We start from the raw sequence: 22175 nt of genomic DNA, 5'->3' as shown, positions 1-22175 counted from the left end.
TTAAGAAATAAGAAAATGCTTGTTATCTTTGATAAAACATCGCCTTCGATAAAAATATCCTCAGCATGAAAATACAAATCATTAACGGTCCTAATCTGAATTTGCTTGGAAAACGCGAACCTGAAGTTTATGGGAGCAAGTCTTTTGAGGACTATCTTAATGAATTATCAGCAGCTTTCCCTCAACACGAAATTTTTTATTTTCAAAGTAATAGTGAGGGCGAAATTATTGATAAAATTCATGAAGTGGGGTTTGATGTAGACGGCATTGTTTTGAATGCCGGTGCTTTCACCCATACGTCATTAGCCATCGCTGATGCCATTGCGAGTATCTCCAGCCCAGTGGTTGAAGTGCATATTTCAAACGTTCACGCAAGAGAGGCGTGCCGTCATCATACTTTCATGGCCAAAAACTGCCTTGGGGTAATCAGTGGCTTTGGTTTGGAGAGCTATCGCTTAGCTATACAGGGTTTGGCGGTAGCAAAGCGTTAAGAGAACTTTCGTTTATCCAGATCATGAAATCTTTTTTTGCCTTGAACGAAAAAGGCCCAAACAATTAGCCCTCGGTAAATCTCACTTACCTTAAACGGGTCTCCAATTTCTGATCTCTTCTTTTTCATTTTGCTGTAGTTCCGGAAAAAATCGACGTGTGCTTTGCTAACGGCTCTTGCATCGCCAAACTTGCCTGATACGGCAAATCGTAATAAAGCTATTAGGTCCAGCCACAAGCGAATAAAAATCGTTGTTTTTGGAAAGCGCGCGTTTTTAAGAATCATAAAGAGATTATTCCGGAAATTTAAGAATGTTTTCTGCGGATTGGTTTTATCAAGTGTTCCTCCACCAACATGGTAAACCTCAGATTCGGAACAATACCAAATCTTATATTTTTTTCTTTTTAACCTCCAACACAGGTCGATTTCTTCCATATGAGCGAAAAAATCCGGATCGAATCCTCCAACCTCTTTCCAACAGTCTTTGCGGATAAATAACGCCGCTCCCGTTGCCCAAAAAACTTCCTGCGAATCGTCGTATTGTCCCGTGTCTAGTTCAACCGTATCCATTATGCGACCTCTGCAGAAAGGGTAACCATATAGATCGATGAATCCGCCCGCCGCGCCAGCATGTTCAAACGAGGTTTTTAATGACCATGAACGTATTTTAGGTTGAGCGGCCGCAATCATCGGATCCGCTTCCATCGCTTCAATCATCGGTTCAATCCAATTGTCGGTAACTTCTACATCGGAGTTCAATAAAATAAAGTAATCTGCTTCAACTTTTTCCAAAACACGATTATATCCTTCCGCGAACCCGTAATTTGTATCGTTCTCAATAATTCGGATTAAAGGATAATTCGTCTTTATAAATTCGATTGAATCATCAGTAGAACCATTATCACCGATTATAAATTCCAAATTAGGATAGGTGCTATTGTAGACAGAAGGAAGAAAACTTTCAAGATGAAATCTCCCGTTCCAATTTAAAATCGCGATCGCTACACTGGGATATTTATGCATGAGGTTTATGTTTCCAACGTTTATGTGACCATAACCAAAGTTCAGGTTTTTTTTGGATTATTTTCTCCAAAAACACAGAATGTATATCCGTTATCTGGCTGTCGGGGCATTCTGCTGGTTTATCAACCAGATTCGTGAATTCACAAGTATAATACCCTCTTTTAATACGATCGATGTGACAATAGATTATCGGATAATTCAGTTTTTTAGCGATTTTCTCAATTCCAAGATACATCAGTGTAGGCTGATTTAAAAAAGAGATAAAGTGTTTTGATTCACTACGTAGCGGAGTTTGATCAGCCAAGAATACACTGGTATGCGACTGGTTCTGAAATTCCAGTATTTTTCTCAGCGTTTGCTTCATAGGTACCATAATCGCACCAAAACGCTCTCGTATCTTGTTGTAAACCTTTTCAAAGACCTTATTAGTAAGTGGTTTGTAAACGATCAATGAAGGGTAGGACGACATCAAGGATAAAGCATGGATGCCCCATTCCCAGTTGGCGTAATGTCCGGTAACCAGGATAACTGGTTGTTTTCTATCCAAGTAATTCAAAACTACATCTTTATTTAGAAGCTTCAGGCGTTTTTTCGACTCGTTGACTGACATGCTCGTCATTTTTATATTTTCTACGATTAAATCAGCCAAAAAACGATAAAACTTCTTTTCGACCTCAACTAATTCATCTTGACTCTTATCAGGGAAGGACTTCTTTAAGTTCGTAGAAACTACTTCGCGTCGATATCCAACGATATAGTATAAACCAAGATAGAGAATATCAGACAGGACATATAGCAACCAAAAAGGGAGTAGAGAACAGAGGTAAATAAAAAATGACAATATTCGGGATTGCACGTCCATGTATTCTTTAAATCGGGGCAAATATCTTTTTATTTATTTATTTTCGCAGAAAAAATAACTTAATATTACGAATATATGGAAAAAGGTGTTCTTTTACCGCTGTTCTATCTAGGGCCGATTGAGTATTTCAGTAAAATTAAGGAGTCGCCTGAGGTGAATATTGAAAAATTTGAACACTTCCCGAAGCAAACCTATCGCAACCGTGCTTCTATCCACTCTCCTAACGGAAAGCTTGATTTAACTATACCCATCCGCAAAGGGTCGCGTGTACATACCAAAATGAAGGATGTACGCATCAGCTATGACGCCGATTGGCAGCGTCTGCATTGGCGGAGTTTGCAAACCTCATATAGAAGCTCTTCTTATTTCGAATATTACGAAGATGACTTTGCACCATTTTACCATCAAAAAATAGAGTTTCTTTTTGACTTTAACTTGTCCTTATTCGAGCTGTGCCTTAAACTTTTGAAACTCAACCCAACACTAGCCTATACAGAAGAATATATACAGACACCCAGTAACCTGCTAAATTTTCGAGACACAATCAGTCCGAAAAAGCAGAGCGATTTTATTTCCAAACCGTATTTTCAGGTATTCGAAGATCAACATGAATTTTTACCAAACCTTAGTATCGTCGATCTTCTTTTTAGCCAAGGACCGCAAAGTAAACAATTTTTGTAGCCAACTGGCAGCAAAATGGCAAACAATGGATTTTAGTTGGCGTTTATAATAGAAATTTGTATGAGAATGTTTTTTATTATTGCTTTTGTCTTTCTTATTGTTCAAGCAAAAGCTCAACATGAAGCCGATGCACCTCAGTCAGGTAAAGTGTTTGTTGCCAGTGGATTGGGTTTTGGATTTCCCGTCGGGGATATCAATCAGACACTTTCTCCAAAAGTGTCCAATGTATTAGGTCTTAATATTCCATTGAAGAGTAAGCGATACTTTCTGTATCCCGTTGTTGATTTTTTACGCTTTTCATATAACGAATCAATTACTGACGCCGAGTTTGGTTATAAGCTGCAAGATGGTACATCCAATTTATATGGACTATCGGTTATGCCAGGTTTAAATCATTTCTTAGGTTCTCTACGTTTATATGCATATGCAGGGCCATCTTTGCATTTATTGTACGAGCCCCGGGTATCAGTCGCAATCCCCGATGCGGAAGCGACGATTGAAAATATCACGTCTTTGACCGGCGGTCTACGTGGTGGCGTCGGCGCACACTATAGGTTTGGCGATTTTTACCTTTTTATTGAATCAGCATATATTCGTAATTTTCAAAAAATACAAGGCAATCATTTGAGCGTGGTCACATTACACGGCGGTTTGAAAACAGACGTTACCAAGCTGGTTGACAAGATCTTTTAATTTTTGATGATAGGCGGGTGGTCGGCCACCAACTCTTTAATTTCTTCTGCGGGTGCTGTTTCGTGTTCAGGAAGTATTCCAAGTACAATATCCGAACTCCGTCGTAGGTCATCTGTAATGCGCCTCAGTTCTCGCGTCTGTGATATAAGGAAAGTTTTTTCCTGGGTGTTAACCTGGTCTGTTAGCAGGTTTTCCGGTAAATTGATCTCAGCAGGTATGAACGGGTCTTTACGGTCATCTTCAAATAGACCGATCAGGTTTTCCATTTTTACAGCCGTCCGTTTCAGGTTTCTTACCGGCCTTCCACTAATATCCGAATGATCGGTAGACCTTACTGCGTCGATCAGATTTGCGGTATGGGAAGTGAATAAATGGTTAACAACAATAAATTTATTCAAGCTTTTCGAGTTTTTCTGCTTACTTTTAGGCTCTGTAATCATTCGCTGATAAGCCGAAGCCATGTTTGCACTAGCAACATACACTTCTTTTCTAGCCAATTTGTAATCTGTTTCGGTCAGCTCGCTGTTGACTAATGTCTCCGGGATTTTTATGAAATAATTATAGTTAGCTATAAGGAGCTTTTTCATATATTTCTGAATCTGCTCGCCCTCCCAACTAGGCAGAATAATATAGCTGGATATAAACGCAAGACCACACCCAATGAAAGTTGCAAAGATACGTTCACGCGCGACATCAACTGTCCCTTCGCCCAAAAAGCTAAACATGATCAAAAGATAAGGTGTCATAAAGATGACTCCTAAGATATAGTTTATTCGTATTATGCTATAGGTCAATACCATGAAGACAAGCAACATAAAGAAACGAGCGGTCGGGTCTTTTACCCAAATTAGCAAGATAATCCCCACACCACCCCCTACGATGGTGCCAACTAATCTTTGAAAATTCCTTTCTCGTGTTAGGCTCCAACCTGGTTTTAAAATAACGAGGATCGTTAAAAGAATCCAGTTGATATGTTGTCCAAAGTTACTGAGGTATGCTAAAACAAAAGCTACAACCATCACGACAGATGTTCTTATGGCATGCCTGAAAATATCCGATTTTAATGTAAGGTTATTACGAAAGATTTTCAGGTCGATTGTGTCGTGCGATACAAATTTGCTGATATCACCAATATTGCGTTGAGTATCTACTTCCTTGCTCTGGAAATACGTGTACAAGGTTTGCGTTCTCCTGGAAATACTCCTTATATTAATCAATACCTTCTTAAGGAAGAATGTATTCTCATCCTCATTTGTCGTTGTATTATCAATAACCTCTTTCAGGTTTTCCAGATCACTTTGCAGGTTAAAGAGCATTTTAGGTCGGCTATTTGCCGCTAAAAAGTAGCCGAAATTGTGTAACTCATTAGACAGGCGTATTAATGTAAACCTGATTTCTTTTAATGCTTCCGTATCGCCAAATTTGCCCCTTATTTCGTCATAATTGAATTGGGTCGACATGGCCTTTTCAAAAAGGTCGATGATGTCTGAAAATACTAATATCAAGGTCCGCCCAATAGGTGTCGGGTCCTTAACTATCAATTTACTTTTAAAAAGAATCTCCCTTAGACTATGTAGATGGGTGTTTATTTTTATTTGCTGATCTATTAGCTTTTTGTACGAATTATTAATATCGCTTGTCGGATCATAGAACTCTGATTTTATTTGAATAAATGTGGCAACCTCACGGACCGTTTCAGCCAATTCTTGTTGCGCAAGCCGATAAGGCATGACTTGCGTCAATGAAAGACTGAGTAAGGCGTACCACCCACTACCGAGTGTGATAAATGCAGAATATTCGATAATATTATGACCCCCATCGGGCGGTTCAATGTTCAGGAAGATGATCAGCATGGCTGTCGTACCTACGGCTGCCGCCCTTGGACCATAGGCTGCGAGCATAGAAAACAAGAAGCAGAAGACCATGAGCTCCAAAACGAGCAAGATAGGATGTCCATTCACAAACTGCGTTAATAGCGTCATCAAAAATACCAGGAGCAAGGTCGCCAAAAGTGCATTGCGCCGATGGGCAGCTGGTCCGGGCGTATCCGCAATACTTGCATACAAAGCGCCCAGCGAAATTGCAATACCCGTTCCTAAATCTCCAAAGTAGAAGCCTACTAAGGCTGGTATGATTGTCCCGAAAGATATCCGTAAACCGTTTGCAAAATCCTGACCGTGCAAAAAGTGTAAGAAATCTGCCTTTTTTATCATGTTGAGCCCGTTTGGGGAGACTAAGATGTGAACCTAATTTATTCAGTTAGTAATAAACAAAGATAAGAAAACAAAGTCAGCAGCCACAACATACAACTTAAAAGATAAACCCAAGTAAACCTAAATAAGTGCGAAGTTGAAGCGTAAAGTTAAACAACAAACAGAATGATTTGTTTATCGAGTTGAGAATTAGATAAGTGGAACAAAATCTGATCCTAATATCTAGTTGTTAAATTTTTATTTATTGTTCGTTATTGGTGATAGTGTGACAAGGAAATGTTGAATAATAAATCAAATAAACAATCCAAAAGGTTTTTTATTTGATTTATTTCAATTAACTTCGAAAGTTGATAAAGCCGATAACGCCTAGAAAAAACACAGATATCGTATGAGAATTGAAAAGCAAGAAACAGTTTACCAGAACGAGGTACTTACTCGCTTTGAGTTATATAATAGCTTATTTCAGACATTACCTTTCCAAAAGATCAAGTATACAGGGGCATTGCTTCCATTTTTTACATTACATTGTGAGCGGGAAGTAGAAAACCAAGTAGACCCGAAGACCATCATCGAAGATTTCTTTGAGAAATACGGGCAGTACCAACAGGATATGGACGCGGTGGATCTCTTATTTCGGATTATCCAATACATTGAGAGGCGTGTTGTTTTGTTTGATGCCATAGAAGATGCGGCCTTTGTCAAGACTGGGCGTTCTGAAGACGCCTATTTACTAGGTAGTTTGGTTAAGCAAGCAGCTGCTAACGAAACCTTGAACGAAAAGATAATCGAAAAGTTAAAGAACTTTTCGCTACGACTGGTATTGACGGCTCACCCGACTCAATTTTATCCGGGTGAGGTTTTAGGGATTATTACCGATCTGACAGAGGCACTTAAAAAGAATGATCTCGATAATATCGTATTGCTTCTACAGCAATTAGGTAAAACACCTTTTATAAAGAAAGAAAAACCAACACCAGTGGATGAGGCAATCAGTTTGGCCTGGTTTCTGGAAAATGTTTTTTATCCGGTGATTTCAACAATTCGGAAACAATTGGGGAACAACTTCGAGAGTCTTGAGTCTAAGGATCAAATTATCCAGTTAGGCTTTTGGCCGGGAGGTGACCGTGATGGAAATCCTAACGTAAGTGTCGAAAGTACAAAGGAGGTATCCGCACTTCTACGAACTATTTTGTTTCGCGCATATTATCGTGATTTTCGTGTTCTCAAACGTCGGATTACGTTCCGAGGGGTAGAGAAATACATGAGCAATTTGCAGCAAATCCTTTATGAAAACAGCTTCAACCCCTCTCCGGAACCCGAAAACGTAAAACCTTATATCATTGAAAACCTTGAGTCGATTCGGGATGTATTGGATGGTCAGCATAACGGTTTGTTTACTGAATTGGTAGATGATCTTGCGTTGAAGGTAAAAACCTTTGGTTGTTATTTTGCAAGTCTGGATATTCGTCAAGACAGCAGCATTCTCCGCAAAGCACATCAAGTAGTCCGGGATCAAACTTACCCGGCAGAATTAAACAAGGATCGGTTTGATGATCTGTCCGAACAGGAGAAGAATGATTCTCTTCAATTTAGGGAAACCAGCATATCATTGACTGATATTGAAGATCCATTGGTTTTCGATACGTTTGAAGTTATAAAGTATATTAAACGAATGCAGGAAGCTGGCGGTGAGTTGGCCTGCCATCGTTTTATTATTAGCAATTGTCAATATGCTTCTGATATATTGCAGCTAATGGAGCTTTTCTTGGCCAATGGGTGGACGATTGAGGAATTGCCGATTGATTTTGTTCCGCTTTTTGAAACAGTAGATGATCTGGAGCGTGCCGCAAACGTGATGACGACGCTCTATTCTCATCCGGTTTATCAAAAGCATATTCAGAAGAGAAAAGGTCAAACGATCATGCTCGGCTTCTCAGACAGTACCAAAGATGGAGGATATCTTAGAGCGAATTGGTCCATATATAAGGCAAAAGTAGAACTTACAGCTGTGTCCAGAGAGCATGAAGTGGATTTAACATTCTTCGATGGAAGGGGAGGGCCTCCTGCCAGAGGTGGTGGTAAAACACAGGCGTTTTATGCGTCGATGGGTACTGAAGTTGAAAATAACCATATTCAGCTCACTATTCAAGGGCAAACGATCAGTAGTCTATATGGTTCTTTCGACACTGCACACTACAATATCGAACAACTATTGCAAGCTGGCCTGGCTTCGACCCTAAATCCGAGACCCGGAGATACCTTAAATGACAGCGAAAAGTCTTTGATCGAATCAATGGCAGAGGTGAGTCATAAAAAATTCCTTGACTTGCGGCATCATCCGTTATTCTTAGAATATCTAGAGGAAAAGAGTCCGTTAAAGTTCTTGTCAGAGATCAATATCAGCAGTAGACCAGTTAAGAGGAACGGAAACAGTAAGTTACGTTTAGAAGACCTTCGGGCAATTAGTTTTGTAACTTCCTGGAGCCAACTTAAACAAGGGATACCTGGTTTCTATGGTGTAGGCTCAGCACTGGAACATGCAGAAAAAACGGGTAAGTGGGATGCTGTTCAGGCACTTTACAGAAGCTCTGGTATGTTTAAAACCATTATAGACAATTGCTCTATGGCCATGTCGAAGATTAATTTCAATATCACCTCTCACTTAGCGGAAGACGAAAAATATGGAGAATTTTGGAAGGTAATGAAAGAAGAATATGACCGTACCAAGAAGTATCTTGTTAAAATAAGCAATGGTGATACCTTAATGGATGAATTTCCAGTTGATCGGGAGTCTATTGCTATGCGCGAGCGAATCATATTGCCGTTAGTTGTTATTCAACATTACTCGATACAGAAATTAAGCGAAATAGACGAAAGTGACCCTATGCATGAGGTCTATTCAAAACTAATAACACGTACAATTTTCGGTATTGTCAATGCAGGAAGAAATCTGGCTTAGGTAAGTTGAAATAAATAACTAAATTTACCCATTCAAAATATTTATGTAATGAAACAGCCATCTTTTTTTTATTCCGGTCTGCTTGCTGCAGCCATCTTTATGAGTTCTTGTGGAGATTCAAATAAATCTTTTCGCTACGGCAATTATACGAAAGTAGATACTGAAGCGTACAAAGCTATTAATATTGTTTATGAAGAGTCGCTTTTTCAGGAATATGCAGCGCTCAATCTGAATCCAAAATCAGAAGAATTGGCTACAAAGTACAAGAACTTAGCTAATGAGGTTGCCAGCTTGGCTATTGAATCAAACCTCATTTTACCTGAGTTTGCAGAAGACCATTTTGATGTAAAAGCAGGTATTTCGACCGGGGCGCCTGTGATGACCGTTGCTCCAGCCTCTCTTGATAGTTTAGCGACAGACTCTGCTATGGTAAATCAAGCTCCAGTAGGATCTACTCCAGCGCTATCAGCAGAAAAAATAAGTGAAAAAGTGAAGCATTCTCAAGAAGAAATTGCTCATCAACTGGAGAACATAACCAGAAATACCAATACAGTCGTTCAAGACTTCGCGGTTGAAAAATTAAAAGAGTTTGGACATTAATAAACCCATAAAAACCGGACTGCTTTCTTACGGTATGTCCGGTAAATTATTTCACGCTCCTTTTGTTGCTGAAAGTGATCGATTTGAATTTGTTGCTGTTGTAGAGCGTAGTAAAAAAGAAGCTCAAAAACGGTACCCAAATGTCAAGTCTTATGACGCTGTCGATGAGTTGATTAATGATCCTCAGATCGAACTGGTCATCATTAATACGCCGAATAATACCCATTACGAATTCACAGCCCAAGCGCTAAAAGCAGGGAAAGATGTGCTCGTGGAGAAGCCTTTTGTTGCAACGAGCGCCGAAGCGAAAGAGCTTTTTGAACTCGCTCGATCATTAAACAGGAAGCTATTGGTTTACCAAAACAGGCGTTGGAATAGTGATTTCCTTTCAGTAAAGGAAGCGGTGGAGAGCGGTAAGTTAGGCAATCTGATCGAAATGCATGTTCGTTTTGATCGTTACCGTGCAGAGATTGGACCCAAAGCATTTAAAGAAGAACCAATTCCGGCAAGCGGTATTGCCTATGACTTAGGGTCTCATATTATTGATCAAATCATTCTCCTATTTGGCAAGCCTGATAAGACCATGAAGATTGGCACAAAAAATAGAGAAGGCACGCAGGTAGAAGATTATGTCTTATTTATCCTTTCATATAAAACAGGGCTGCAGGTTTTTGTGACAACTAGCTATCTGGCTGCAGACCCAACGATAGCCTATGTTCTTAACGGAAGCAAAGGGAGCTTCAAGAAAGACCGTTCTGACGTTCAGGAACTGCAGTTGATTGACGGGGTCAAACCTACCGACCCGACTTATGGTATAGAGCCGGAAGACAGTAAAGGGAAGCTAACATACTTTACTGACGATAATGAAAAAATTGTCGAATATCCTACTGCGGATAGGGCGAATTTTATGGATCTGTTTGAGTGCGTTTATCACAGCATACGAAATGGTAAAGCATATCCGGTAAAAGAAGAACAAATTATTCAGCAATTAGAAATCCTCGAACAACCTTTCTGGAATTAAGAAATTCTGTCTTATTATATTAAATTGCATACAGTTAATATTAACTTAACAAATACTTTATATTGCATTGCAATATTTGTATCAGACTTAAAGTGGGCGTTAATATCATATGCAGCAAGATTCAGAATTAAATGAGAGTAGTATTCCTTTAGTTAACAGAGAGCTAAGTTGGTTACATTTTAACGAAAGGGTCTTACAAGAGGCGGCTGACCCCAGTGTCCCACTTATTGAAAGGCTACGTTTTCTCGCTATTTTTTCATCAAATTTAGATGAATTCTACCGTGTTCGCGTTGCAACTTTGAATAGGCTTGCTGATGTAAATGTCAAGGCCAAAGAATTTTTGGGATACAATCCAAAAAAAATCCTCAAGCTGATCAAAGAGCTTGTCGTAATCCTAGAACGGCGTTTTGATACCCTATATGACGAGATTATTGACCTTCTTGCAAAAGAAAAGATTTTTATAATCAATGAGATGCAGCTGAATGTTGCTCGCGGACAATTTGTCCGGGAGTATTTTATAGATTCTGTTTTGCCTAAGCTCGTTCCCGTTATGCTGGACTACGGTAAAATCCGTAAACCTTTTCCCGATCTGCGAGATAGAAGGATTTATTTCTTAATCAAATTTCAGTATAAAAAAAAGACAGGCTATTCACTTTTAGAAATCCCCTCCAGAGTCATTTCACGCTTTTTGATTCTGCCTAAAGAAAGAAACTTAAATTTTATTATACTCTTAGATGATATCATCCGATATTGCTTTGATGAGTTGTTTTTCATATTTAAATATGAAAGCATTGAGGGTTATACGATTCAGCTTACCCGGGATGCTGAACTAGACCTTGATACCAACGTTGATGATAAGTTCATTAACATCCTTTCTTCCAGTTTGAAAAAAAGAGAAAAAGGGAAACCCATGCGCTTATTGTACGATGCAGATATGCCGCAGGATATGTTAGATTACCTTGTTGAGAAAACAGATCTTGACCCTGATGCACTTATTCCCGGAAACAGATATCATAATTTTAAAGACTTTATTGAATTCCCAAACGTGGGCGGTAAGGAGCTGGAGTATAAACAACTACCGGCTTTAAAGGTGGCTGGTTTTGATTTGCAGAAGAGCCTCTTTGATCAAATGAAGAAATCGGATTACCTCGTCAGTCTTCCTTATCAATCTTATGACTACATTATCCATTTTCTGCGTGAAGCAGCGATAGACCCGAAAGTAGTCAATATATCGATTTCACTATATCGAATGGCTGAGAATTCCAATGTAATCAATGCACTAATCAATGCTGTGCGAAATGGTAAAAAGGTTTATTGCTTTTTGGAGCTAAAGGCTCGGTTCGATGAAAAAGCGAATATCGACTGGGGGGAGAAGCTTACTGATGCAGGAGTTAAAGTATATTATGGGCAAGCAAACTATAAAGTCCATGCCAAAGTCTGTTTAGTCGGTCGGCGAGAACAAAAGACCGTCAAGTATTATGCCACGTTAGCTACGGGCAATTTTAACGAGAAGACCGCTACCAGATATTGTGACCACAACCTGTTTACCGTTAACAAGTCGATCGTAGATGATCTCAAAAGACTTTTCTCTGACCTACGCCATAATAAGTATAATGATGATTATCAATCGATTATAACTTCTCCATTAGAGACCCGGTCTAAGCTAGATCAGATGATTGAGCGGGAGATAGAACATGCAAGAAACGGGCGTGAAGCATCAATGATTTTCAAGATGAACTCATTGACAGACGAAAATGTGATACGGAAACTATATGAAGCGAGCAATGCTGGCGTCAAAATTGATCTTATTGTCCGGGGCATGTGTTGCCTTGTGCCACAGGTTCCTGGTTTTAGTGATAATATCCGTGTTCGTAGCATTGTGGGTCGTTATCTTGAACATGCACGCATTTGGATATTCCACAATAATGGAGAAGAGGAATATTTTCTAAGCTCTGCCGACTTTATGAACCGAAACCTGGACAGGCGGATAGAGGTGACTTTCCCAGTGTTTGATGAAGACATACAAGGAGAAATTAAGCAAATTATTAATTATCAATTGAGTGATAACACCAAGGCCAGAGAGATTAATGTCAATAATGACAACCGCCATATCCGGCGAGATTCGGGACGTCGTTATCATGCTCAGTTAGACACATATTTATATTTAAAAGACAAGATAAGCTCATGAGATACGCAGCAATCGATATCGGATCGAATGCCGTTCGTCTGCTAATATCAGACATATCAAAAAGCGGTAATGAATACAGTTTTAATAAAGACACACTCGTTCGGGTGCCACTGCGTTTAGGTGATGACGCCTTTCTGGATCACAAGATATCAGATAAAAAATCAGAATTATTGGTGAAAACTATGATAGCTTTTCGCAACCTGATGGATGCGTATGAGGTTAAAGATTATATGGCCTGTGCTACCTCGGCCATGCGCGAAGCAAAGAATGGTCAAGATCTGGTGAAAAAAATAGAAGCAGTGGGTATTGACCTGAAAATTATAGATGGGGAAGAAGAAGCCAAGATCATTTATTCCAATCAATTGGTTAACAAGTTAGATTCTCGTAAAACCTACTTGTATATAGACGTTGGCGGAGGTAGTACAGAGCTCTCTATCTTGAATAAAGGCAAAGTAGAAGCGTCTAAGTCCTTCAATATCGGTACCATCAGAATTCTAGACAATCAGGATAAGGAAGAAACCTGGGTTGACATGAAAAAATGGGTGCGTGATCATACAAAAGAATTTAAGAATGTTGTTGGCGTTGGTTCAGGTGGAAACATCAATAAACTTTTTTCCCTTTCCAATGAAAAGCCCGATAATTTACTTAGTTATGAAAAGCTTAAAGCCCTATCAGACTATCTGAATAGTTATTCGCTTAAAGAACGTATTCAGGTACTTGGTTTAAAGCCTGATCGTGCAGATGTAATCATACCTGCCTGTTTAATTTTTATCAGCATAATGAAATGGGGAAAGCTAAAAAAGATTGCTGTTCCGCGTATTGGTCTGGTTGATGGGGTGATTCAGACGCTGATTGATAAAAATCTCAAAAGCTAATATGCAATAAATGAATTGTTTATCTTCAAATGTTAAAAAAATGTGTCTTAATCTTTGTAGAATAGCTTAAAGTATGTACTTTTGCCCCCGGAGAGTTGGCAGAGTGGTCGAATGCGGCGGTCTTGAAAACCGTTGTCTGTCACAGGACCGGGGGTTCGAATCCCTCACTCTCCGCCGAAAACAGAAAGCACTGAAAACCAGTGCTTTCTGTTTTATAATAGAGCTACGAAATTACTGTGGCAAACAAGGTGTTTCGCGAATGACTCTTAGTGATTTATGTGTAAAATCGCCTTTTTAACAACAAACTTGCCCTCACCAACAATATCAGTACAGGCACTTCTACAAGTGGGCCAATAACGCCAACAAATGCTTGTGGTGAATGGATGCCAAATACTGCAATAGATACGGCTATCGCTAATTCAAAATTGTTGCCTGTGGCCGTAAATGCGATGGATGCGTTTTTGTCGTAAGGTACATTTAATGATTTGCTAATAAAAAAGCTCACAAAAAACATCAGCACGAAATAAATGATTAACGGCACAGCAACCTTTACAACATCCATTGGCAACTCCAATATCTTGTCGCCCTTCAGGCTGAACATCAATACGATGGTAAATAATAACGCATACAAGGTAATGGGCGAAATTTTGGGTATGAATTTTCTATTGTACCATTCTATGCCTTTTGACTTTACAAGTGCATAACGGCTAATAAAACCTGCGAAAAAAGGAATACCCAAATAAATCAACACGCTTTCGGTTACATCTTTCATTGATACGCTTACATTGAAATTGGCTAAGCCTAATTTGTTCGGCAACACATTGATGAACAGCCAAACAAAGAAGCTGTAACTTATTATCTGAAAGATACTGTTCAGTGCGACCAATAATGCGGTATACTCCCTGTTCCCTTTTGCCAAGTCACTCCACACGATGACCATTGCGATACATCTTGCCAAGCCAATAAGTATCAGACCTGTCATATAGTCGGGTTCGTTGCGTAGGAACAGTACGGCTAAACCGAACATCAATACCGTACCGATAACCCAATTCAGCAATAAAGATATGCCGATTACTTTGGTGTCCTTAAATGCTTTGGGCAACAACGAATAATCCACCTTAGCCAATGGTGGGTACATCATCAATATTAGACCTATTGCCAAAGGGATATTGGTCGTACCCACGGACAGGGCATCGGTAGCACTGGAAATGCTCGGAAAGAAATGCCCAAATCCTATACCTGTCGCCATCGCAAGGAATATCCACAAGGTAAGGTAACGGTCAAGAAATTTTAGTTTTGGTTGCATCGGCTAACTTTTAATCATCGAAAAAACATAGAACATCTCCCGTGCTATCTGCAAACTCCGTTTGGCATATACCTGTGGCTGTTCGGGTGTGCCGTCCGAAATCTTGGGGTCTTCAAATGTGATGGGTATCCGTTTTTCGGCACCTGCAATGAAAGGGCATCCGCCGTCTGCCTGCGAACAAGTCATAATGGCGACAAATGCCGATGCAGGATTGAAAGGACTATCGTATTTTTTGGAAAACCCAATGATAGGCAACGCATCATCGCTGTATTTTATGGCATATACAGGATTATCGGTTTCCGCAATCTTGAAAATATTAAATCCTTGATTGGTCAATGTTTCCGCTACTTTCGGGAACAGTGCAGTTTCTTCCGTGCCGCCCGAATAGCAATGCACATTCGGGATATTGAAGTATGCACCTGCCACCTGCGCCCATACCTGTGCTAAATGACTTCTACGTGAATTATGGGTACAGATAAAATTGAGGTCTATATTCGCTCCGCTATTTGCTTTTTGCTGTACAAAATCGATCAGCGGTTGTAAAATGGTTTGGCGTTCTTCGTTTATGGTTTGGACGTCAATAATCCCCTTTATGGTTTCAGCTAAATTCTTGTACATGACCTTTGGTCTTTAGTGTTTAGCAACATCCCGAATTAGGTGTACAGCAAGCGCTATTAAGTTCCGATAGTTTTACTTTTTGTTTCGCCCTAGTGACACCACAGGCATCGCTTGCCAAACAAGCCGTCTGTTTGTTTATTAGGATGAAATGCTGGCCGTCAAAATCTAAGTCAAACTTCCCAATCGTTTCTCCCTGATATTCTACTTCTATCTCGGCATCTTCAATACCCAGTTTTTCTTCAGACAGCTTGATAATGTTCAATAGTTTGGTCGGCTTCAATCTATGTTCGTAGTCGTTGGCATCCCAAAGTTGGAAGTTTACCACTTTCTCTGTACGGACTACACCACCGCAATCAATAAAATGTTTGGTAATCTGTCCTATTTCCGTCACATGGAAATGTTCGGGAACAGGTGTTCCGTTCTCTAACTGAAATTCAACATTGCCCAATGTTGGCAGGATTTCTTTGATTTTTGATAGTTTCATAAAAGTAAGATTTGAAAATTTACATTAATTTACACATTGCAATATTACGATGATAGGATTCAAAAAAATATTATGAACAGCAATTGGTTACCTTTACCTCTTGATTGAAAAAAGCATTAAATTCCGATTGGATTTGCTTCCATAATTTTTCATCAATGCAATAACAAACAGATTTGCCCTCAATCGTTCCCTGGATAATACCTATGCTCTTTAGTTCTTTTAAGTGTTGTGAGATTGTAGCCTGCGCCAGTCCCAATTCATCAACCAAATCATTGCAGATACAGGCTTTCTGATTGATGATATACTGAAGAATGGCAATTCTTGCCGGATGTCCTAGGGCTTTAAACAAAGCAGCCAATTTGTTCTGTTCATTTGTGAACATTTCTGTTTTAGTAATCCCCATATCCTTGATTTTTAACATCGCAATATTACGATAATATTTTTAATATCCAATATTATTTTTTGCTTATTGATGTCTGCAGGTAAATGAGAGAAGGACGGTTGTTGTCGATTAAAGACAGTTTGATTAAAATATGATGATCTGCTTATTCTAGCAGGTTCCTTGCATTTGATATTGACTCGTAATCCTCCAAAAAGTTCGACATTTGTAAAGCTCCCCCTAGCCAAGTGGAAAGGGAGGCAAAATCCGGTCGAAATTCTGGTATGCACTTTTTCCTCTATTTCTTTCCTTTCATTGTTATATCGTTGATGGTAATAGTGGTATATTGACGTTCAAAAAGCATCAATAATTGAACAAGGGGTTCGACTGGGGTCCCTGACACCCCGCCAACCTGAATATAAAGCCCGACGACAGTCGGGTTTTTCTTTTTAATAAGTAACCAGCTATTCTACAAATACTACTTGCTTAATATTCTCAAACTCTTCTTTCTTTTCATCCAGTGTGGTACGGATATCGTAATCATCCTGAATACCCAGCCAGAATCTCACAGAATTGCCAAAAAATCGGCTTAGCCGTATAGCTGTGTCCGCAGTGATCCTGCGTTGGCCTTTTATGATTTGGGATACACGGGTTTGAGGTATATTTGTATCCTTGGCCAAGCGGTACGGGGTGATGTTCATGGGGAGCAAGAACTCTTCGTTTAATATTTCACCGGGATGTATATTAGGTAATCTTTCCATCGTTTAATCCTTTCCGTTTAATGGTAATCAATAATCTCTATATCAAACGCGTTATTATCTATCCACTTGAAGAAGATAAGTATTTTGTTCGAATTATAAAAGTTGGACAGTAATATCGGTTTTAATGGGTTCACTTCATCCCCGCAACAACGAAATCATTTAGTATCAAAACCCTATAAATAGCAGTATTTATAGGGTTTTTGCTTTTATAAGCCTTCCAAAATATTTCAGATTCTCTATTTCGTGCGAGCCCCCAGCGAGCCCCTAAAATTTGGTCATCTAGGGTCTTGCTCAAATGTACAGGTTTGCACCTATACACACCTCGCTATCAGATGAACATCTTGACATCAGGAATAGCCAATCACATTAGAAAAATTCATGAGCGCCTACCTCGGAAAGAAGTCAGAAAAAGAAAGGACACTGATCCCCATATTCCAGAACCACAGCAAAAGAGTAAGATCACTTATAGGGTTGAATATTCTGCGGGCACATACGAGCGTTATCAAGTAAGTTTAAATATATGCATTTTAACGGCGATAATCACCGTTACATGATATCGTGCGAATTTCGCTGCGTTCTCCCTCGTTCGCTGAAATTTCGGATCGTTATGAAAGCGTTCCTTATCAACGCCTCCTTTCTGTCTGGCCAAATAGCCATCCTTGCTTTTGTAAAAGGTAATATCCCAGATAATACCTTTCAATTTAATAATACCTGATTGTCTTGCCATATCACACTCACTTTTAAACTCACCTTTGCTGCAGCTAATCAGTGATTACGGGTTAAAAATTGGTATAATAAAGCCAAATTAAAAGCGTAGACGTACCAAATGGCGGTATTGAGTCAATATGGTCATATACTTCCTAAGTATATTTCGTAAATTGCAATAGCTCATAGGTTAATTAGAGAAATATGATAGATAGTTTTTGGAAAGAATTTCAAAATGAAATGCCAGAATATAACGGTTTAGAAACGCCACAGTCCTATTGCTTTTGTGACAACCAAAAGGATGCAAATGAATGCGCCGAACTCGTAAGTAAAAGTATTAAACAAGCTACCACACATTCCTTACGCGGGTTGCAAATCAATGAAGAAAAACTACCTGCAGTCGGAGATATGGCTATCGTGACCGATTGGCATGGGATCCCCAAAGCAATCACCAAAACCATTAAAGTCGAGATTGTAAAGTTTAAAAATATCACAGCGGAATACGCGTTTATTGAAGGTGAAGGAAATAGAAGCTTAAGCTATTGGCAAAAAGTGCATTGGGATTATTACACACGAGAACTCAGTGATCATGGCTTGCAACCGTCCGAAGATATGGAGCTTGTCTGCGATATTTTGAGACAATTTGGCCGAAGAAATAAGCAATAACTATAGTTGATGAAAACCGCAATAGTAATTGGAGCAGCAAGTGGTATCGGTAAAGGCCTTGCGAATGCGATGAGTGATCTTGGTATTAAAGTAATAAATGCAGACACTGCATATCCCATGAATAAGCAAGGCGATGTAGCATGGCATGTGGATGCTACAAACCAGGAGTCTATAAGGGCTTTAACGAATAATTTACAAGAAGATCATATAACGGTTGATTACCTAGTAATAACCATAGGTGCTATAGACGAAGGACAGGTGTCCGATTACCCAGTAAAAAATCTATCATGGATGTTAGATGTCAATCTTTTAGCACCATATCGTTTGATTCAGCATTTTCTGCCGTTTCTCAAAAACAGTAAAAGCCCTAAAATCCTATTGACAGGATCTGCTGCTGGGCTAGGATCCTTCGAAGATACCTATGGATTGATGCCTTATATTGTGAGCAAACATGCAGTGATGGGGTATTTTAAAGCGCTTCATTACGAACTATCTAGAGATGGAGTCGAGGTCAGTCTTTTTCTTCCAAATCGTATAAAAGGCAGGTTGAGCGAAAATTCAGCACTAATGCGTGAGACATTTCTAAATGAGAATAATACAATAATTAAAGGTGCGCAACAGACAAATATTGAATTAATTGAACCTGATGAAATTGCTATAGAGGTAGTCCAAAAGTTTTTGGCTGGAAAAACCTATATCTCAAATAACCCGCAAATGATGATTGATAAACTAGAGAGGGAACTTATTCAGATGAGAAAGGATTTATTGGGTGGATAATAACCATTTAAGTTTTTTCTTTGCCGATTCGCTTTCTCCAGTTGAGAAAGAAAGCGTTATGAAACTTTGGAATCTAGAATATCCAGCGAAGTTATCCTACGATCGGATAGATGATTTTGACACCTATATCAATGGGTTAGAAAGTCCCACACATATTCTTGTTAGATTAAATAATGAAATTGTTGGTGGGCAACAAAATTTGTTCGCAATCAGGAAAAATGGTTTGCAATAATCCTTTCGAGTGAAATCCAAGGTCATCGTATCGGTCGAAATTAATGTTGGATTTAAAAGAGAATGAAGAAATACTTTGCGGTTGGGTTATCGACCACAATGACGATCGTAAAATTAATGGTGAACTTTACTTAATCTCATAGAATTTTGATAAATGTAATATTAATATTATTTTCAAAAATCAATTATCAACCGGAACCTTTGAACTATAGATCATCCAAGAAAGGATGAACTGGGTATTGACTACAAGAAAGTTAACTAGCGTTCAACGCCATGAAAGCACCTATGATTTTGATTTGCCTCCTTTGCACCTTGAATGTTGCCCATGGGCAACATCAAGATGTACAAGAAAGAAAAACTTTAAGGATAAAGATCACTGTCCCTGCCCAAAACGATTTCGGGGATGAGCACATCGAAAAGGTTGGTTTCTCACTATTTGGGGAAAAAGTTTCTTTCGTTTGGGTACATCCTAGCATGGATGACACGGCCTATCTTAACAGGGAATTTTTAAAAGACGCCTTTATGAAGCAGATGTTTTTCTTTGATCTAGGTTTTGAAGCGGATAGCTTGGTTTTTGCCAAAAAGTTTCCCCGGATAACCATGCCGACTTTGCCAAACATCGAGGCTTATGATCAATATCAACAGAAAATAGTGGACAGTTTGTACCGACTTTCGTCTATGGACTTATACAGGGATAGCACGGAATATAGATTTACCCCTGCCTCGCAGTACTCACTAAAAGAAAGTCGTGATGCATTACGTAAAGGAGGTTTCGGCTTCGGCAACCCCGCCGGGTATCTTGGTGACATTCAAAAGTTGGCGGATGATATTGCCCGCGAGGTAGCTTCATCATCCTTCAAGGTGTCGTTTGATTCGGTGCTTGTTTTTCAGAGTGCCGTCCGCAGGTTAGATAGGCTATTGGAAGGAGGGGAGATTTTTGAACTGGAAGGCTTGATCTACGGTACACCGTCCTTCTTTTCAGAGATTGCAGCCAAGCACCTGCAGGCAGAGGAAAACAGGTTCTTTGAAGATGGGGGTACAAAATGGAGACCAGCTCATGGTGATTTATCGCGTAATACCCGGGTTAAGATCTATGTGCGGTTGGAGCAGGATGGGAAGGTCACGATCAAGTTGCCCAAGTACTTGGGCAATTGGACGGGGGATTGATATAAACATGTACATAAGTTTCAATATGACAGAAGCAGAGTCCTATCAGCCCTATACGGATCATCCAAGAAAGGATGACCCGGGTATTGACTACGAGAACATTAATTACTCGCCACCTGTTGGAGGTGGCAGTATATTACAAGAAAGTTAACTAGCGTTCAACATCATGAAAGTAGCTATGATTTTATTTTGCTTCCTTTGCACTTTGAATGTTGCCCATGGGCAAAGTCAAAGTGCAAAGGAAGCAAAAACTTTAAGGATTACAGTTCCTGCCCAAAACGATTTCGGGGATGAGCATATCGAACAGGTTATTTTTAGCTTAAATGACGATACGGTTTTTTCTGTCCGTGTATATCCTAATAAAGATGATACTGCCTATCTGAACCGTGAATTTCTGCACAACGGTTATCCTCGACATGCGTTCTACTTTGATATGGGTTTCGAGGCGGACCGGCTTGTTCTTGTCAAGAAGTTCCCGGGAATAAAAATGCCGGTTTTGCCGAACACGGAGATGTATAACGTTTATCAACAAAAAAAAGATGATGTTCAGTATAAAATTGCGTCGATAGATTCTTACAGAGATAGTATGACATACAGGTTTTACTCCTATTCGGGACCGGAAGATATCAAAAAACCAACGAAAGGGGGTACCGGGTTTGGCCATCCGGCACGTTATCTAGGTGATATACAGAAGTTAGCAGATGATATTGCCCGTGAGGTAGCATCATCATCCGTCAATATACCGTTTGATTCGGTGCTTGTTTTTCAGTCTATTGTCCAGAGGTTCGATAAGCGAACCCACGGTGACAAAGTGTTTGTGCTAGAAGGTTTGATATTTGGTGATTCATCTGTCTTTTCAGAGATTGCAGCCAAGCACCTGCAGGCAGAGGAAAACAGGTTCTTTGAAGATGGGGAAACAAAATGGAGGCCTGCTCATGGTGATTTGTCACGGAATACCCGGGTCAAGATCTATGTGCGGTTGGAGCAGGACGGGACGGTCACGATCAAGTTGCCCAGGTACTTGGGGAATTGGACGGGGGATTGAGATAAACATCTTTATTTATTATAAGCAAACTAATTAGGGTGAAAATATCTATCATTGTAAATTCGGTTCGATCTAAATTGCGCTATGCTGTAGGAGATATAGCAGCGTGAAATGTGTTTACAATTTTTGAGTAGAACATATTCATGGAAAATTACACGTCCAGTAAATCACATACTGATATTTCAAGAGAACTTGCTAATTTTTTAATGATGCTTGTATTCCATTGAATTCTCTTGTGTCTAGTTGCTTTCATTCAAGAGTTCTCTTATATCCATTCTGAGCAACCTAGCAATCTTATAAAGATCTCCAATTGGTGGCTATCTTTTATTGTTGCGCCATTTAGAAATAGTGTCCCTTAGAATAATCCAATATTTCAAGTCCAGATAAATGATCTTTCTTCCAGCGAATGCAGTGTGAATTTCAATACTCTT

23 protein-coding genes and 1 tRNA gene are annotated in these 22175 nt (G+C 39.5%); 15 read left to right on the top strand and 9 right to left on the bottom strand.

Going from position 1 to position 22175, the window contains the following annotated elements; genetic code table 11:
• Window positions 1-65: 65 nt before the first annotated feature.
• On the top strand, window positions 66-491 hold the full coding sequence (gene aroQ / locus D3P12_RS00180; protein ID WP_118193087.1) for a type II 3-dehydroquinate dehydratase: 426 nt from the start codon (window positions 66-68) through the stop codon (window positions 489-491).
• On the opposite strand, the gene D3P12_RS00175 is transcribed toward aroQ, so the two are convergent.
• Window positions 488-1513, bottom strand: a complete 1026-nt coding sequence (locus D3P12_RS00175) for a glycosyltransferase family 2 protein (protein WP_118193086.1) — start codon at window positions 1511-1513, stop codon at window positions 488-490. The two genes, aroQ and D3P12_RS00175, sit on opposite strands and share 4 nt — an antisense overlap.
• Window positions 1506-2396 (bottom strand): lysophospholipid acyltransferase family protein, encoded by an 891-nt coding sequence (locus D3P12_RS00170; RefSeq protein WP_245977353.1) that lies wholly within the window; start codon window positions 2394-2396, stop codon window positions 1506-1508. Before D3P12_RS00170 ends, D3P12_RS00175 begins: the two co-directional genes overlap by 8 nt.
• Before the next feature lie 54 nt (window positions 2397-2450).
• Here D3P12_RS00170 and D3P12_RS00165 point away from each other — a divergent pair, with 54 nt between their 5' ends.
• Together D3P12_RS00165 and D3P12_RS00160 are read left to right on the top strand one after the other, a co-directional pair.
• Window positions 2451-3056: a WbqC family protein gene (locus D3P12_RS00165; protein ID WP_118193085.1), complete on the top strand. Its 606-nt coding sequence runs from the start codon at window positions 2451-2453 to the stop codon at window positions 3054-3056.
• A gap of 60 nt (window positions 3057-3116) precedes the next feature.
• The gene (locus D3P12_RS00160) at window positions 3117-3749 is read left to right on the top strand and encodes a hypothetical protein (RefSeq protein WP_157970230.1); all 633 of its coding nucleotides are present in this window, start codon (window positions 3117-3119) and stop codon (window positions 3747-3749) included.
• On the opposite strand, the gene D3P12_RS00155 is transcribed toward D3P12_RS00160, so the two are convergent.
• Complete coding sequence (locus D3P12_RS00155; RefSeq protein ID WP_118193083.1) at window positions 3746-5962, bottom strand: FUSC family protein; 2217 nt, start codon at window positions 5960-5962, stop codon at window positions 3746-3748. The genes D3P12_RS00160 and D3P12_RS00155 overlap by 4 nt on opposite strands.
• A gap of 388 nt (window positions 5963-6350) precedes the next feature.
• Here D3P12_RS00155 and D3P12_RS00150 point away from each other — a divergent pair, with 388 nt between their 5' ends.
• The 6 genes from D3P12_RS00150 (at window position 6351) to D3P12_RS00125 (ending at window position 13779) form a co-directional block, all read left to right on the top strand.
• Entirely contained in the window at window positions 6351-8921 is a 2571-nt protein-coding gene (locus D3P12_RS00150) for a phosphoenolpyruvate carboxylase (RefSeq protein WP_118193082.1), read from the top strand.
• Window positions 8922-8969: 48 nt separating this feature from the next.
• Window positions 8970-9521: a hypothetical protein gene (locus tag D3P12_RS00145; protein WP_118193081.1), complete on the top strand. Its 552-nt coding sequence runs from the start codon at window positions 8970-8972 to the stop codon at window positions 9519-9521.
• On the top strand, window positions 9511-10542 hold the full coding sequence (locus tag D3P12_RS00140; RefSeq protein WP_317124647.1) for a Gfo/Idh/MocA family oxidoreductase: 1032 nt from the start codon (window positions 9511-9513) through the stop codon (window positions 10540-10542). Before D3P12_RS00145 ends, D3P12_RS00140 begins: the two co-directional genes overlap by 11 nt.
• 109 nt (window positions 10543-10651) lie before the next feature.
• The gene (gene ppk1, locus D3P12_RS00135) at window positions 10652-12730 is read left to right on the top strand and encodes a polyphosphate kinase 1 (RefSeq protein WP_118193080.1); all 2079 of its coding nucleotides are present in this window, start codon (window positions 10652-10654) and stop codon (window positions 12728-12730) included.
• Window positions 12727-13605: a Ppx/GppA phosphatase family protein gene (locus tag D3P12_RS00130; protein ID WP_118193079.1), complete on the top strand. Its 879-nt coding sequence runs from the start codon at window positions 12727-12729 to the stop codon at window positions 13603-13605. The genes ppk1 and D3P12_RS00130 overlap by 4 nt, the downstream gene beginning before the upstream one ends.
• 89 nt (window positions 13606-13694) lie before the next feature.
• A tRNA-Ser gene (locus tag D3P12_RS00125) sits at window positions 13695-13779 on the top strand.
• A gap of 100 nt (window positions 13780-13879) precedes the next feature.
• Here the strand turns inward: D3P12_RS00125 and arsB are convergent.
• The 6 genes from arsB to D3P12_RS00095 form a co-directional block, all read right to left on the bottom strand.
• Window positions 13880-14911 carry an ACR3 family arsenite efflux transporter gene (gene arsB, locus D3P12_RS00120; RefSeq protein WP_118193078.1) on the bottom strand — a complete coding sequence of 344 codons (1032 nt, stop codon included), beginning with the start codon at window positions 14909-14911 and terminating at the stop codon, window positions 13880-13882.
• Between the two features lie 3 nt (window positions 14912-14914).
• Window positions 14915-15529, bottom strand: coding sequence for an arsenate-mycothiol transferase ArsC (locus tag D3P12_RS00115; protein WP_118193077.1), 615 nt, complete (start codon window positions 15527-15529; stop codon window positions 14915-14917).
• A gap of 19 nt (window positions 15530-15548) precedes the next feature.
• A complete protein-coding gene (locus D3P12_RS00110; RefSeq protein WP_118193076.1) occupies window positions 15549-16013 on the bottom strand; it encodes a DUF6428 family protein in 465 nt (154 codons plus the stop codon).
• A gap of 70 nt (window positions 16014-16083) precedes the next feature.
• Complete coding sequence (locus D3P12_RS00105; RefSeq protein WP_118196909.1) at window positions 16084-16416, bottom strand: ArsR/SmtB family transcription factor; 333 nt, start codon at window positions 16414-16416, stop codon at window positions 16084-16086.
• A gap of 440 nt (window positions 16417-16856) precedes the next feature.
• Window positions 16857-17153: a HigA family addiction module antitoxin gene (locus tag D3P12_RS00100; protein WP_118193075.1), complete on the bottom strand. Its 297-nt coding sequence runs from the start codon at window positions 17151-17153 to the stop codon at window positions 16857-16859.
• 502 nt (window positions 17154-17655) lie between these two features.
• Window positions 17656-17880 (bottom strand): hypothetical protein, encoded by a 225-nt coding sequence (locus tag D3P12_RS00095; protein ID WP_118193074.1) that lies wholly within the window; start codon window positions 17878-17880, stop codon window positions 17656-17658.
• A 182-nt stretch (window positions 17881-18062) separates the two neighbouring features.
• On the opposite strand from D3P12_RS00095, the gene D3P12_RS00090 reads away from it, so the two are divergent.
• From D3P12_RS00090 to D3P12_RS00070, 6 genes are all read left to right on the top strand, one after another.
• Window positions 18063-18524, top strand: coding sequence for an ASCH domain-containing protein (locus D3P12_RS00090; RefSeq protein WP_118193073.1), 462 nt, complete (start codon window positions 18063-18065; stop codon window positions 18522-18524).
• Window positions 18525-18533: 9 nt separating this feature from the next.
• Window positions 18534-19301, top strand: coding sequence for an SDR family NAD(P)-dependent oxidoreductase (locus D3P12_RS00085; protein WP_118193072.1), 768 nt, complete (start codon window positions 18534-18536; stop codon window positions 19299-19301).
• 58 nt (window positions 19302-19359) lie between these two features.
• Entirely contained in the window at window positions 19360-19533 is a 174-nt protein-coding gene (locus D3P12_RS00080; RefSeq protein ID WP_157970229.1) for a hypothetical protein, read from the top strand.
• 272 nt (window positions 19534-19805) lie between these two features.
• Complete coding sequence (locus D3P12_RS00075; RefSeq protein WP_157970228.1) at window positions 19806-20699, top strand: hypothetical protein; 894 nt, start codon at window positions 19806-19808, stop codon at window positions 20697-20699.
• Window positions 20700-20706: 7 nt separating this feature from the next.
• A complete protein-coding gene (locus D3P12_RS15420; RefSeq protein ID WP_165438714.1) occupies window positions 20707-20850 on the top strand; it encodes a hypothetical protein in 144 nt (47 codons plus the stop codon).
• A 15-nt stretch (window positions 20851-20865) separates the two neighbouring features.
• Complete coding sequence (locus D3P12_RS00070; RefSeq protein ID WP_157970227.1) at window positions 20866-21744, top strand: hypothetical protein; 879 nt, start codon at window positions 20866-20868, stop codon at window positions 21742-21744.
• The last annotated feature ends 431 nt before the right edge of the window (window positions 21745-22175 follow it).

Origin of the sequence: Pedobacter indicus, from assembly GCF_003449035.1 — a bacterium.
GTDB classification, from domain to species: Bacteria; Bacteroidota; Bacteroidia; order Sphingobacteriales; family Sphingobacteriaceae; genus Albibacterium; species Albibacterium indicum.
The sequence above is the reverse complement of the archived record's forward strand: the minus strand, read 5'-3'. Positions and strand labels throughout refer to the sequence as shown.

What these genes read in the sequence shown, in the direction of transcription:
- D3P12_RS00085 (WP_118193072.1), top strand. Translation starts at nt 18,534, where the DNA reads ATGAAAACCGCAATAGTAATTGGAGCAGCAAGTGGTATCGGTAAAGGC.
- D3P12_RS00080 (WP_157970229.1), top strand. Translation starts at nt 19,360, where the DNA reads ATGAAACTTTGGAATCTAGAATATCCAGCGAAGTTATCCTACGATCGG.
- D3P12_RS00145 (WP_118193081.1), top strand. Translation starts at nt 8,970, where the DNA reads ATGAAACAGCCATCTTTTTTTTATTCCGGTCTGCTTGCTGCAGCCATC.
- D3P12_RS00110 (WP_118193076.1), bottom strand. Translation starts at nt 16,013, where the DNA reads ATGAAACTATCAAAAATCAAAGAAATCCTGCCAACATTGGGCAATGTT.
- D3P12_RS00175 (WP_118193086.1), bottom strand. Translation starts at nt 1,513, where the DNA reads ATGCATAAATATCCCAGTGTAGCGATCGCGATTTTAAATTGGAACGGG.
- D3P12_RS15420 (WP_165438714.1), top strand. Translation starts at nt 20,707, where the DNA reads ATGTACATAAGTTTCAATATGACAGAAGCAGAGTCCTATCAGCCCTAT.
- aroQ (WP_118193087.1), top strand. Translation starts at nt 66, where the DNA reads ATGAAAATACAAATCATTAACGGTCCTAATCTGAATTTGCTTGGAAAA.
- D3P12_RS00115 (WP_118193077.1), bottom strand. Translation starts at nt 15,529, where the DNA reads ATGTACAAGAATTTAGCTGAAACCATAAAGGGGATTATTGACGTCCAA.
- D3P12_RS00165 (WP_118193085.1), top strand. Translation starts at nt 2,451, where the DNA reads ATGGAAAAAGGTGTTCTTTTACCGCTGTTCTATCTAGGGCCGATTGAG.
- D3P12_RS00095 (WP_118193074.1), bottom strand. Translation starts at nt 17,880, where the DNA reads ATGGCAAGACAATCAGGTATTATTAAATTGAAAGGTATTATCTGGGAT.
- D3P12_RS00150 (WP_118193082.1), top strand. Translation starts at nt 6,351, where the DNA reads ATGAGAATTGAAAAGCAAGAAACAGTTTACCAGAACGAGGTACTTACT.
- ppk1 (WP_118193080.1), top strand. Translation starts at nt 10,652, where the DNA reads ATGCAGCAAGATTCAGAATTAAATGAGAGTAGTATTCCTTTAGTTAAC.
- D3P12_RS00105 (WP_118196909.1), bottom strand. Translation starts at nt 16,416, where the DNA reads ATGGGGATTACTAAAACAGAAATGTTCACAAATGAACAGAACAAATTG.
- D3P12_RS00070 (WP_157970227.1), top strand. Translation starts at nt 20,866, where the DNA reads ATGAAAGTAGCTATGATTTTATTTTGCTTCCTTTGCACTTTGAATGTT.
- D3P12_RS00130 (WP_118193079.1), top strand. Translation starts at nt 12,727, where the DNA reads ATGAGATACGCAGCAATCGATATCGGATCGAATGCCGTTCGTCTGCTA.
- D3P12_RS00100 (WP_118193075.1), bottom strand. Translation starts at nt 17,153, where the DNA reads ATGGAAAGATTACCTAATATACATCCCGGTGAAATATTAAACGAAGAG.
- D3P12_RS00075 (WP_157970228.1), top strand. Translation starts at nt 19,806, where the DNA reads ATGAAAGCACCTATGATTTTGATTTGCCTCCTTTGCACCTTGAATGTT.
- arsB (WP_118193078.1), bottom strand. Translation starts at nt 14,911, where the DNA reads ATGCAACCAAAACTAAAATTTCTTGACCGTTACCTTACCTTGTGGATA.
- D3P12_RS00160 (WP_157970230.1), top strand. Translation starts at nt 3,117, where the DNA reads ATGAGAATGTTTTTTATTATTGCTTTTGTCTTTCTTATTGTTCAAGCA.
- D3P12_RS00090 (WP_118193073.1), top strand. Translation starts at nt 18,063, where the DNA reads ATGATAGATAGTTTTTGGAAAGAATTTCAAAATGAAATGCCAGAATAT.
- D3P12_RS00155 (WP_118193083.1), bottom strand. Translation starts at nt 5,962, where the DNA reads ATGATAAAAAAGGCAGATTTCTTACACTTTTTGCACGGTCAGGATTTT.